Genomic DNA, 12,491 nt, shown 5'->3' on the forward strand with positions numbered 1-12,491 from the left:
ATGGCGGAATCATCCGCATCGCGGCCTGCGCTCGGCAATCGCCGTGAAACGGTGCTGTTCGCCAGCGCCGTCGTACTGATCACGGTCGCCCTGAGCGCCTTCTTCCTGTCGCAGCGCACCAAGGATCGCGAACAGACCTGGGTCGAGCTGGCGCACTCGCTGTCGACCAACATCGGCGACATCGGCAAGGTCGGCGAGGAAACCGCCAGCGGCGGCCGTCCCGACTTCCTGCTGCTGGCGGCGCACGTCGAGGACATCGACGCCACCGTGCAGTCGCTGAGCACCGGCAACGACGACGCCGGCATCGCGCCGGCGCCCGGCGCGGTCGCCGGCGAGCTGGCGGGGACGACCAACGCCTGGAAGGCGATGAAGCAGTCGACGCAGACGATCCTGCAAGCCGAGGCGCCGTACAAGAAGACGGCGACGGCGGCGGCGACGATCGTCGAAGCGATCCACCCGAGCGATCCGAACGCCAAGGGTCTCTCCGAACTCTACGAGCAGGCCGTGCAGCGCCTCGCGCGCGGCAATCCGGACGCGCTCGCCCGCGCCGCGCAGCAGGTCGTGCGCCTGGAGCGCATCGCCACCACCGCGCGCCGCGTGCTCGACCGCGGCCGCGACGCGCAGGCCAGTGCCGATGCACTCGGCGCCGAACTGGCGGCTTTCAATGCCGACAACGAGGTGCTGATCGCCGACGGCAGCGCCGGCTTCGCCGCGCGCACCGCGCAGGATCAGCTCGGCAAGCTGCGCCAGGCCGCGGCAGCGATCGCCGAATCGGCGCCGGCCATCGCGCAGATGCAGGCCGCCGCCGCCGAGCTCAAGGCCAAGGCCGCCAACGTCATCTCGACGGCCTCCGAACTCGAGCAGCGCCTGATCGATACGCGCACCCGCCAGGTGGTGCTGCCGGTCGTCGTCTATGTCTCGGGCGCGCTGGCGATCCTGGCGCTGATCGCCTTCGGCGTGCTCAACGTGCTGAACACGCGCAACCGCCTGCAGCGCGCCGAGGAGCGCGACGGCAAGCAGCAGCAGGCGATCCTGTCACTGCTCGACGAAATCACCAACCTGGCCGACGGCGACCTGACGGTCGACGTCACCGTCACCGAGGACTTCACCGGCGCGATCGCCGACTCGATCAACTACACCGTCCAGAACATGCGCAACCTGGTCGGCACGATCACCTCGGCGTCAGAGAACGTCGCCACCGCCGCCACCGGCACGCAGGAGACGGCGCTGAAGATGAGCGAGGCCTCCGAGCGGCAGGCGCGCGAGATCACCGCCGTGACCAACACCATCGCCGCGACCTCGCAGTCGCTGCAGCAGGTGGCGGGCCAGGCCGAGAAACTCGCCCAGCAGGCGCAGCAGTCGGTGCAGATCGCCCACGACGGTGCCGGCACCGTCAATCGCACGATCCTCGGCATGAGCGCGCTGCGCGAGCAGATCCAGGACACTTCCAAGCGCATCAAGCGCCTCGGCGAGTCCTCGCAGGAAATCGGCAACATCATCGAATTCATCAACGACATCGCCGAGCAGACCAACACCCTCGCCCTCAATGCCTCGATCCAGGCGGCGATGGCCGGCGAGGCGGGCCGCGGCTTCGCGGTGGTCGCCGACGAAGTCCAGAAGCTCGCCGAACGCGCCGCCAGCGCCACGCGCCAGATCGAAACCCTGGTCAAGACCATTCAGGCCGATACCCAGGAAGCGATCACCTCGATGGAGCGCTCGACGCAGAACGTGGTCGGCGGCGCCAAGAGCGCCGAAGAAGCCGGCCAGGCCCTGACCAAGGTCGAAAGCTCCTCGCAGGATCTGGCCAAGCTGATCACCGAGATCGCCAATGCGGCGCGCGGCCAGTCGGCATCGGCGACGCGCATCGCCGGCACCATGCAGGTGATCCGCGACATCGCCGTGCAGACGTCCGGCTCCGCCAGCCAGACCGCGCGCGCGGTCGGCGAGCTGACCGACATGTCGGAAAAGCTGCGCGAATCGGTCGCCGGCTTCAAGCTGCCCGAGTAGGGGCACGTTTAACAGCAGCATGCACACTCGAACCCGGCCGCCGCGCCGGGTTTTTTTGTTCTGCCGGCCACTGTGCGAGCGCCATCTTTTTGCTACAACGCACCGCCATGGATACGCGGTTGCGTCGGTATGGGGCGTCCCCCTACCATTTGCCGCCTTTGCCGCGCCGCCAGCGACGCGCCGGATACCGTGCCGGTATCTTTAAGATTTCCCGTCATCTGAGGATTTTGCATGAGCTTTCAGGCCGATCTCGAAAAACTTCTCGGGCTCAAGGACGTCACGTACAAGTACGAATTGTCGAAAGCCGAGCTTTTCCACGAGGCGATCGCCAACGACCGCGGCCGCGTCCGCCGCGATGGCCCGAGCGACGAGCGGAAGGCCTACCCGACCGTGCTGGGCGTCAACGGTCCGCTGGTCTACTACACCGATCCGGACTGCACGGGCCGCCGCACCAAGGACACCTACGCGGTGCAGTGGCCGGAAGTCGAAGGCGAGATCTGGTTCAAGGCCGACCTCAATCCCTACGATCCCCAGAAGTACGAGGGCCTGCTGCAGCGCGTCGTCGCGCATGTGAACGCGAAGAAGTCGACGCTGTACGTCAAGGACGTGTTCATGGGTTCCGACCCGGACTTCGCCGTGCCGTACCGCTTCGTCGGCGAGTACGCGACGCACGCCATGTTCGCGCACAACATGTTCCCGAAGAACCTCAAGGGCGTGAAGGACGTCGACGCGCGCCGCTGGACGATGCTCAACGTGCCGAGCTTCGTCTGCGAGCCGGAACGTGACGGCTGCCGCGCCGAAGCGGCGGTGGTCATCGACACCCGCAACCGCATCTGCCTCGTCGCCGGCCGCGCCGACTACTGCGGCGTCGTCAAGAAGACCATCTTCACCGTCGGCAACTACCTGCTGCCGAAGCAGGGTCGCCTGTCGATGCACTGCTCGGCCAACGTCGGCGCCAAGGGCGACGCCGCGATCCTGTTCGGCCTTTCCGGCACCGGCAAGACCACGCTGTCGGCCGACGCCTCGCGCCGCCTGATCGGCGACGACGAGACGATCTGGTCGGACAACGGCCTGTGCAATCTCGAGGACGGCTGCTACGCCAAGCTGATCAACCTCGACAAGGACGCCGAGCCGGTCATCGCCCAGGCGCTGTCGAAGCCGGGCACGATCATCGAGAACGTGCCGCCGCTGCCGGGCAAGCGCATGGAAGAGTGCCATCCGGACGTGCTCGACCTGTTCGACGATTCGATCGCCGAGAACACCCGCTTCTCGTACCCGCTCGAAGCGAACCCGAACGTCATGCCGAACGGCCAGGGTCCGCATCCGCAGACCATCGTGCTGCTGACCGCCGACGCCTTCGGCGTGCTGCCGCCGATCTCGATCCTCGACGCGAAGGACGTCATGTACCACTTCGTGTCGGGCTTCACCGCACGCGTCGCCGGCACCGAAGTCGGCATCAGCGAGCCAACGCCGACCTTCTCGGCCTGCTTCGGCGGCCCGTTCATGGCACAGAAGCCGAACGTCTACGCCAAGCTGCTCGCCGACAAGATGGAACATCACAAGGCGCGCTGCATCCTGCTCAACACCGGCTGGAGCGGCGGCTCGTATGGCGTCGGCAAGCGCATGTCGCTGAAGATCACGCGGGCGCTGCTCAACGCCGCGCTCAACGGCGAGCTCGACAACGTCGAGACCGAGGAGCAGCCGATCCTCAAGCTGAAGATGCCGAAGTCCTGCCCGGGCGTCGACAGTGCGATCCTGAACCCGCGCAACACCTGGGCCGACAAGGACGCCTACGACGCGACGGCGATCAAGCTGCGCGACATGTTCCGCGACAACTTCAAGAAGAAGGGCTTCGCCGCGTTCGGCATCGAAGAACGCATCTAGTCAGCACGCAGCAACCCGGGGCGGCGGCCGGCAACGGCCGCCGCCCTTTTCATGGCGGCTCGTCCGCCGCCGCCGGCCGCACGGCCGGCAGCAGGCGCGCCGGCAGCACCACGACCAGCGTCGCGCCGCCCGCCTCGGAATCGCCGACCACGGCGCTGCCGCCGAGCCGTTCGGCGACACGGCGCACGATGTACAGTCCGAGCCCGGTGCCCGGCTCGGTCTCGCCGAGCCGCACGAAGCGCTCGAAGACGCGCACGCGCTGCGCCTCCGGAATGCCGCAGCCGTCGTCGGCGACCAGCAGCTGCAGGAAGCCGTCGCGCTCGCGCGCCTCGATCTTCACGCGCGTCGCCCCGCGCGCATGGCGGATCACGTTCTCGAGCAGGTTGCGCAGGATCAGATGCACCGCCTCCGGAAAGCGGGCGACGGCATCGGGCGCAACCTCGCAGGCGATCTCGATCGGCCGCGCCTCGATCTGCGGCGCCAGATCGCGCAGCACCAGCTCGACGACCGCCGACAGCGGCAGCGGCGCGCTCGGCGGCAGCGCCGCCGGCCAGGCCGAGAGGCGCGCGATCATCAGCAGCTCCTCGACCAGGCGCGCACAGGCGGCGCTGGCCGAGACGATGCGCTGCAGCACCAGCGCCACCTCGGCGCGGGTCTCGCGGCGCAGCAGCGCCTGGGCGTCGACGCGAATCGCCGACAGCGGCGTGCGCAGCTCGTGCGCGGCGCTGTCGTTGAAGCGGCGCTCGTCGTCGAGCGCGGTCGCCAGACGCTGCAGCAGCACGTTGAAGGCGCCGGCCAGCGGCCGTACTTCCTCGGGCAGGCGCTCCGGCGCCAGCGGATCGAAATCGTCGGGATCGCGCCGGGCGATGCGGTCGGCCTCGCCGGCGACCTCGCGCATCGCGCGGCCGACGACCAGACTGATCCCGGCCGCCAGCAGCGGAAACACCACGGCCGCCGGCAGCAGCAGCCACAACGCCAGCGTGCGCGCGCCCTGCTGATGGTTCCAGGCCGGCGCCGCGACCAGCACGCGGCTGCCGTCGGCATCGGCGGCCGATGCGTAGACGCGCAGCACGCGGTGGCCGTCGAAGCGGTTGCTGTAGCCCTGGCGCAAGGCCGCCAGCGGTTCCGGCGCCAGTCCGGCCGAACGCGCCAGCAGGCGGCCGTCCGCCGTCCAGATCTGGAACATCAGTTCCTCCGGACGCTCGGGCAGGCGCAGCGGCCCGCTGCCGCGGCGCTCGTCGATCAGCGCCGCGCACAGCGCCAGATCCTCGTCGAGATCGGCACGGCCGGCATGGATGACGACACCGAGGCCGAGCGCGGTGAACAGCGCCCAGAGCACGGCGAGGACGATCAGGATGTCGCGCCGCAGACGGCGGCGGATCGACAGCGGAGTCCGCCGGGATGCGGTCGTCAGCGCCTCAGGCATCGGCGTCGATCGTGTAGCCGAGGCCGCGCACCGTGCGCACCAGACTGCTGCCGAGGCGGCGGCGCAGGTGATGGACGTGAACTTCGACGGCGTTGCTCTCGACCTCCTCGCCGGCCGGATACAGCGCATCCTCGAGCTGGCGCCGCGTCAGCACGCGGCCGCGGCAGCGGATCAGCTCGACCAGCAGCGTGTAGGCGCGCGGCGGCAGCTCGACCGAGGCATCGCCGCGCCACACGCGGCGCGCGACCGGATCGATGCGCAAATCGCCGTGGCGCAGCTCGGCACCGCCGCGCTCGCAACTGCGCCGCGCGGCGGCGCGCATGCGCGCCAGCAGCTCGTCGAGGTCGAAGGGCTTGACCAGATAGTCGTCGGCGCCGCGGTCGAGGCCGAGCACGCGGTCGCGCACCGTATCGCGCGCGGTGATGACGACGATGCCGGTCAGCGGATCGCGCTCGCGCAGGCGCGGAATCAGGTCCAGGCCCTCGCCGTCCGGCAGCTGGCGGTCGACCAGGACGATGCCGTACTGCGTGGTGTCGGCCGCGAGCCGGGCGGCGGCCAGCCCGCGATGCCAGTCGACGACGTAGCCCTCCTGACGGAGAGCGGCGAGCAGCGACGAGCCCAGCAGCGGATCGTCTTCGACGAGCAGAACACGCATGCCGGGCATTATGGCGCGGGCGGACTTAAGCAGTTCTTAAGATCACCGCCCTAGCGTTGCCGCGACCCTCCCGCATGAGCGCTCGCGTGCCGTCCCGACATCCTCGTCCGCTGATCTGGTTCCACTGGCTGACCCTGCTGCTGGTGCTCACTGCCGTGCTCGTCGCCCTGAGCCGCGAGTGGATCGACAGCCGCGAGCTGCGCGCCCTGCTGCTCGACGCGCACCGGCAGATCGGCCTCGTGGTGTTCGGGCTGACACTGGTGCGGCTGCTCTGGCGCGGTCGCGGCGAACACGCCTTCGCGGCTGATGCCGACGGCGCCCACCGCTGGCTGGTGCGCGGCTCGCACGCCTCGTTCTACCTGTTGCTCGCCGTGCTGCCGGTGCTCGGCCTGCTCGCCTCGCAGGCGCGCGGACAGGCCGTGCACCTGCTCGGCCTGCCGCTGCCGACGCTGCTGGCGCGCAACCGCGATCTCGCCGAGCAGATCACCGAAATCCACGAATGGAGCGCCTGGAGCCTGCTGGCGCTCGCCGCCGGCCACGCTGCCGCCGCGCTCTGGCACCACTACATCCGCGGCGACGACACCCTGCGTCGCATGTTGCCCTCGCCGCGAATCCGCTGAACGACACCACAGGAGAGTCCGCATGTCGCTGTCCGCTGTTCGCGCTTCCACGCTGCTCCGGGGGCTGCTCGCAGGCCTCGGTCTGCTGCTCGCAGGCCAGGCCCAGGCCCTGCCCGCTTACGCCCGCCAGACCGGCCAGGACTGCGGCGCCTGCCACGTCGGCGCCTTCGGTCCGCAGCTGACGCCGTACGGCCAGCGCTTCAAGCTGGGCGGCTACAGCGACGGCGATACCCGCAGCCTGCCGCTGTCGGCGATGTTCGTCGGCACCTTCACGCACACCCAGCAGAACCTCGACGAAGCGCCGGCCCGGCATTACGACACCAACGACAACTTCGCCGCGCAGGAAGCCTCGGTGTTCCTCGCCGGCCGCCTCGCCGATCACCTCGGCAGCTTCACTCAGGTGACGTACTCGGGCATCGACCGCAAGTGGGCCTGGGATAACCTCGACATCCGCTACGCGCGCGACCTCACCGCCTACGGCAAGGACCTGACCGTCGGCGTGTCGCTGAACAACAACCCGGGCATCACCGATCCCTGGAACACGCTGCCGGCCTGGGGCTTCCCGTACGTCGGCTCCGATCTCGCACCGGAAGCGCCGGCCGCGCCGCTGCTCGCCGGCGGCCTCGAAACGCAGGTGCTCGGCCTCAACGCCTACGCCCTGCTCGACCAGCGCTGGTACGCCGAACTCGGCGCCTACCGCTCGCCCGGCCACTCGCTGCTCGACAGCCTCGGCGTGCCCAAGGACGATCTGGCGCGCACCGCCGGCCTGACGCCATACCTGCGCCTGGCCTATACGCGCGACCTGCATCGCCAGAACTACTCGGTCGGCCTGGTCGGCATGAGTTCCGACATCTCGCAGCCCGGCAGCTCGGCGCACGACCGCTACGACGACATCGGCATCGACGGCTCGTACCAGTTCCTTGGCACGCGCCGCGACATCTTCACCCTCAACGGCCTTGCCGTGCGCGAGAAGCAGACGCTGTCGGCCAGCCTCGACACCGGCGACGCCGGCAAGAAGAGCCAGAACCTGACGAGCTACAGCCTCAACGCCTCGTACTACCGCGACCAGACCTACGGCGCCACGCTCGGCTACTTCGCCACCGACGGCAGCCGCGACACGACGCTGTACGGCGACAGCGTCGCCGGCCGTCCGAACACGCGCGGCGAGATCCTGCAGCTCGACTACACGCCGCTCGGCAAGGAAAACTCGTGGCTGGCGCCGAACCTCAACCTGCGTCTCGGCCTGCAGTACACGCTGTACAACCGCTATGACGGCAAGAGCAGCAATTACGACGGTGCCGGCCGCAGCGCGTCCGACAACAACACGCTGCTGGCCTTCCTGTGGATGAGCTTCTGATGCGTACCACCGGTTTCATGATTGCGGCGCTCCTGCTCGCCGCGGCGGGCAGCGGCCCGGCCCGCGCCGACGTCAATCGCGGCGCCGATCTCTATGACGAGAACTGCGCCGAGTGCCACAGCCTCGCCAAGCCGCTGAAGAACAAAAAGGGCCCAGGCCTGGTCGGCGTCGTCGGCCGCAACGCGGCCAGCGTGCCGGACTTCAATTATTCGGACGCGTTGCGCGCATCGAAGCTGGTCTGGACCCCGGACCAGCTCGACGCCTACCTGCGCGCGCCGAAGATGCTGGTGCCCGGCGGCAAGATGAAGTTCGACGGCATGGACAAGGCCGACGAGCGCCGCGACCTGATCGAGTTCCTCGGCACCCAGCGCTAAAAAAAGCCGCATCGTCCCCGCCCGCGAGCGCACGGGCGGGGACGCTTGCGGTATCGTTGCCGGGCCATGAATCCCGTCAATCGCATCTTCTGCATCGGCAAGAACTACGCCGATCACGTCACCGAACTCGCCCATCTCGGCTACGCGCCGGACGGCGAGTGCGTGATCTTCATGAAGCCGGTTTCGGCACTGGTCGAGGAAGGCACGCCGATCGCCTTGCCGAAGGGTCGCGGCGCGATTCACCACGAGGCCGAACTGGTCGTGCAGCTGACCGGCGGCGGCCGCGACATTCCGCTCGCCGAGGCGCTCGACTGCGTCGCCGGCATCACGCTCGGCCTGGACCTGACGCTGCGCGACCTGCAGACCGAGCTGAAGAACAAGGGCAAGCCCTGGGAGCTGGCCAAGGCCTTCGACGGCTCGGCGCCGCTCGGCGACGTGCAGCCGTACCTGAACCAGGATCTGCAGAAGCTCGAATTCACCTGCCACGTCAACGGCAAGCTGCGCCAGCACGGCAGGACCGCGGACATGCTCTACCCGGTCGCGCAGCAGATTCACATCCTCTCGCAGACCTGGGCGCTCGAACCCGGCGACCTGATCTACACCGGCACGCCCAAGGGCGTCGGGCCGCTCGAAGCCGGCGACGAGATCGTGCTCGAGAGCCGCGGCATCGGCCGCTTCGCCTGGAGATGCGTCTGATGGATCCGTCGCCGCTGATCTCCGGCGCGGCCCGCATGACCGCGCGCAAGGCCGTCTCGATCTTCCTGACAGGCCTGTTCGCGATCCTGCCGATCCTGGTCACGATCAGCCTCGTGATGTGGCTGATCGGCGCCGCCGAATCGGTGTTCGGCGGCGTGCTCAGCGTGCTGCTGCCGGGCGGCCTGTACCAGCGCGGCATGGGCCTGGTGATCGCCATCGGCCTGATCTTTTTCGTCGGCCTGGCGATGCAGGGCATCGTCTCCAAGCAGGTGCTGGTCTGGGTCGACCAGCAGCTGAACCGCATCCCGCTGATCAAGACCATCTACGGCGCGGTGCGCGATCTCACCGATCTGGTTTCGAACAAGGGCGGCCAGAAGCTCGGCAAGGTCGTCATGCTGCAGTGGCCGGGCCAGCCGATCCGCCTGGTCGGTTTCGTCACGCTCGAAGATCTGAGCCGCTTCGAGATCGCCGCCGAAGAGGATTGCGTGGCGGTCTACATGCCGATGAGCTACCAGATCGGCGGCTACACCGTGTTCGTGCCGCGCAAGTACCTCACGCCGCTCGACATGAGCCTCGAGGACGCGATGCGCTTCGTCATCACCGCCGGCGTCTCGCGCTCCGACAACGGCCTGCGCGGCGCGCCGATGCCGAACACGCCGCCGCTCTGAACCGGCTGCCGCCCCGCGCCGCATGAGCCGCGCCTACACGCTGGGCCTGCTCGCGGCGCTGTATGTCGCGCAGGGCCTGCCCTACGGTTTCTTCACGCAGGCACTGCCGGTGCTGATGCGCGAGATGGGCTACTCGCTGGTCCGCATCGGCGCGACCAGCCTGCTGTTCCTGCCGTGGGCGCTGAAGTTTCTGTGGGCGCCGTACGTCGATCACTACGGCACGCGCCGGCAGTGGCTGCTGCCGCTGCAGCTCGCCGCCGCCGCCGGCGCTGCGCTGCTCGCCGCGCTGGAGATCTCGACCTCGCTGCGCTGGGTGTTCGCCGCGCTGGCGCTCTTCAACCTGATCGCGGCGACCCAGGACATCGCCACCGACGGCCTCGCCGTCAACCTGCTCGGGCCGCGCGAGCGCGGTCTCGGCAACGGCATCCAGGTCGGCGGCTACCGCCTCGGCATGATCGTCGGCGGCGGTCTGCTGCTGTGGATCTACGCCGTCGCCGGCTGGCGGCCGATGTTCGTGGCGATGGCGGCGCTGCTGCTGCTGACCGTGTTGCCGGTGCTGCGCCTGCGCGAGCCGCGCCGCGCCGCGGTCGCGCCGGCGCCGCGGGCAGTGGCGCTGGCCGGCGGCTGGTGGTCGCGCCTGCGCCGCCCCGGCGTGCTGCCGTTCCTGGCGCTGATCTCGTTCTACAAGTTCGGCGACTCGATGGGCGCCGCGCTGGTCGGCCCGTTCATGAAGGACAGCGGCTTCGGCCTGGCGCAGATCGCGCTGATCAAGGGCACGCTGGCCTCGGTCAGCGCCCTGTCCGGCGCCGCGCTCGGCGGCTGGCTGGCGTTCCGCTGGGGCCGCCGGCGCGCGCTGCTGATCGGTGGCCTGGCGCAGACCTTGAGCCTGGCGATGTACGCGCTCGCGGCGCTGGCCGCCGGCGGCTCCGGCTTCGGTTACGCGCTGACCGTCGCCGCCTGCATCGCCGAACATGTGCTCGGCGGCATCGCCACCGTCGCCCTGTTCACGCTGATGATGGACGCCGCCGAACCCGAGCACGCCGGTACCGACTACAGCCTGCTCGCCTGCACCGTGGCCATCGCGCAGGGCCTCGCGTCGATGGGGGCCGGCGTCGTCGCCGAAGTCGGCGGCTATCCGCTGATGTTCGGGGCCAGCGTCGCGCTGTCCGCCGCCGGCTGCATCGCGCTGGTCCGCGCGCTCGATCGCGGCGCCGGCCCGGCACGGCTGGCCGACGTCTGGCGATCATCGCCGGCCGGACCGGCGCCCGAACGTCTCGCCACCTGAGAGGAGCCGGCCCGCGTGACCGTTTCGGCGGCGGCTATTTCTTCTTGACCCGCGCCATCAGCCGGCGCTTCTTCTTGATCTGCCGGCCGGTGAGCTGGTTCTTCTTGTCCTTGAACGGATTGTCGCCGGTCTTGAAGCTGAGCAGCAGCGGCACACCCTTGAGCTTCAGGGCCTCGCGGAAGCGGTTGGCGAGATAGCGCTTGTAGCTCTCCGGCAGCTTCTCGGTCTGGTTGCCGTGAATGACGATCTTCGGCGGATTGCGGCCGCCCTGATGCGCGTAGCGCAGCTTGATGCGGCGCCCGAGTACGGCCGGCGGCTGATGCGCCTCGACCGCGGCTTCGAGCACGCGATTGAGTTCCGGCGTCGAGAACTCGCGCGTGGTCGCCTCGTAGGCGGCCTGCACGTCCTCCATCAGCTCGCCGAGGCCCGAGCCGTGCCGGGCGGCGATGAAATGCACCGGCGCGTAGTCGAGGAACGGCAGCTTCAGCGAGACCTGGTAGCGCACCTGCTCGCGCTCGCCGGGCGCCAGGCCGTCCCACTTGTTGACGGCCAGCACCATCGCCCGGCCGCGCTGTGCGATCAGACCCATCAGCTTGGCGTCCTGCTCGCCGATGTCGTTCTGGGCGTCGACCACGGCGATGACCACGTGCGCGCGCTCGATCGCGTCGAGCGTCTTGACGATCGAGAACTTCTCGACCGCCTCCCAGACGCGCGCCTTGCGGCGGATGCCGGCGGTGTCGATCAGCGTGTACGGATGGCCGTCGTATTCGAACGGCACGGCGATGGCGTCGCGCGTCGTGCCGGGAAAGTCGGCGGCGAGCACGCGCTCCTCGCCGAGCAGGCGGTTGACCAGCGTCGACTTGCCGACGTTCGGCCGGCCGACGATCGCCACGCGCACGGTGCCGTCGTCGCGCGGCGGCTCCGGCGCAATCGCCGGCAGTTTTTCCAGCACGTGCCGCAGCAGCACGTTGACGCCCTGGCCGTGCTCGGCCGAGATCGTCATCGGCTCGCCGAAGCCGAGCGCATAGAAATCGCCCGCCGACTGCGCGTGCGGCCGCCCTTCGCTCTTGTTGACGACCAGCGTCAGCGGCTTGCCGAGCTTGCGCAGGTGGCGCGCGATCGACTCGTCGGCGCCGGTGCGACCCTGCTGCACGTCGACCAGGAACAGCACGTGATCGGCCTCTTCGAGCGCCAGGCGCGCCTGGTCCTCGGCGAGCGCGGCGAGCGGATCGGCCGACTCCGGCATCAGGCCGCCGGTGTCGACGACGACGAAGGCGCGGTTCTCGAATTCGCCGGTACCGTACTGGCGATCGCGCGTCAGGCCCGGCAGGTCGGCGACCAGCGCGTCGCGCGTGCCGGTCAGACGGTTGAACAGCGTGGACTTGCCGACGTTGGGTCGGCCGACCAGCACCAGCGTGGGCAGTTTGTCGTTCATGGCGTGGGTCGATTGTCGGTGAAGCGCTGCGAACAAGAAAGGCGGGCAGCGCCGGATGGCACTGCCCGCCTTGCGTCGCGGCGC

Annotated in this window: 11 protein-coding genes; 8 read left to right on the top strand and 3 right to left on the bottom strand. The window is 69.4% G+C overall.

Going from position 1 to position 12,491, the window contains the following annotated elements; all coding sequences use genetic code 11:
• On the top strand, nt 1-2,007 hold the full coding sequence (locus H149_RS0104530) for a methyl-accepting chemotaxis protein (RefSeq protein WP_026352855.1): 2,007 nt from the start codon (nt 1-3) through the stop codon (nt 2,005-2,007).
• Nucleotides 2,008-2,238: 231 nt separating this feature from the next.
• Nucleotides 2,239-3,891, top strand: coding sequence for a phosphoenolpyruvate carboxykinase (ATP) (locus H149_RS0104535; protein ID WP_020648553.1), 1,653 nt, complete (start codon nt 2,239-2,241; stop codon nt 3,889-3,891).
• 49 nt (nt 3,892-3,940) lie between these two features.
• Here the strand turns inward: H149_RS0104535 and H149_RS0104540 are convergent, their stop codons facing one another.
• Nucleotides 3,941-5,317 carry a sensor histidine kinase gene (locus H149_RS0104540; RefSeq protein ID WP_020648554.1) on the bottom strand — a complete coding sequence of 459 codons (1,377 nt, stop codon included), beginning with the start codon at nt 5,315-5,317 and terminating at the stop codon, nt 3,941-3,943.
• The gene (locus H149_RS0104545) at nt 5,310-5,972 is read right to left on the bottom strand and encodes a response regulator (protein ID WP_026352856.1); all 663 of its coding nucleotides are present in this window, start codon (nt 5,970-5,972) and stop codon (nt 5,310-5,312) included. The genes H149_RS0104540 and H149_RS0104545 overlap by 8 nt, the downstream gene beginning before the upstream one ends.
• An 86-nt stretch (nt 5,973-6,058) precedes the next feature.
• Between H149_RS0104545 and H149_RS0104550 the strand changes: the two genes are divergently transcribed.
• The 6 genes from H149_RS0104550 to H149_RS0104575 all read left to right on the top strand — a co-directional run bounded on the left by H149_RS0104550 (nt 6,059) and on the right by H149_RS0104575 (nt 10,972).
• Nucleotides 6,059-6,592, top strand: coding sequence for a cytochrome b (locus tag H149_RS0104550; RefSeq protein WP_169518307.1), 534 nt, complete (start codon nt 6,059-6,061; stop codon nt 6,590-6,592).
• Between the two features lie 22 nt (nt 6,593-6,614).
• Nucleotides 6,615-7,949, top strand: a complete 1,335-nt coding sequence (locus tag H149_RS0104555; protein WP_020648557.1) for a hypothetical protein — start codon at nt 6,615-6,617, stop codon at nt 7,947-7,949.
• Nucleotides 7,949-8,323 (top strand): c-type cytochrome, encoded by a 375-nt coding sequence (locus H149_RS0104560; RefSeq protein ID WP_020648558.1) that lies wholly within the window; start codon nt 7,949-7,951, stop codon nt 8,321-8,323. The genes H149_RS0104555 and H149_RS0104560 overlap by 1 nt, the downstream gene beginning before the upstream one ends.
• 66 nt (nt 8,324-8,389) lie before the next feature.
• A complete protein-coding gene (locus tag H149_RS0104565; RefSeq protein ID WP_020648559.1) occupies nt 8,390-9,019 on the top strand; it encodes a fumarylacetoacetate hydrolase family protein in 630 nt (209 codons plus the stop codon).
• Complete coding sequence (locus H149_RS19700) at nt 9,019-9,687, top strand: DUF502 domain-containing protein (RefSeq protein ID WP_020648560.1); 669 nt, start codon at nt 9,019-9,021, stop codon at nt 9,685-9,687. The genes H149_RS0104565 and H149_RS19700 overlap by 1 nt, the downstream gene beginning before the upstream one ends.
• Nucleotides 9,688-9,709: 22 nt before the next feature.
• Nucleotides 9,710-10,972, top strand: coding sequence for an MFS transporter (locus H149_RS0104575; protein ID WP_020648561.1), 1,263 nt, complete (start codon nt 9,710-9,712; stop codon nt 10,970-10,972).
• Between the two features lie 34 nt (nt 10,973-11,006).
• On the opposite strand, the gene der is transcribed toward H149_RS0104575, so the two are convergent.
• On the bottom strand, nt 11,007-12,407 hold the full coding sequence (der, locus tag H149_RS0104580) for a ribosome biogenesis GTPase Der (protein ID WP_020648562.1): 1,401 nt from the start codon (nt 12,405-12,407) through the stop codon (nt 11,007-11,009).
• Between the last annotated feature and the right edge of the window lie 84 nt (nt 12,408-12,491).

This window comes from Solimonas variicoloris DSM 15731 (assembly GCF_000382285.1).
Classification (GTDB): Bacteria; Pseudomonadota; Gammaproteobacteria; order Nevskiales; family Nevskiaceae; genus Solimonas; species Solimonas variicoloris.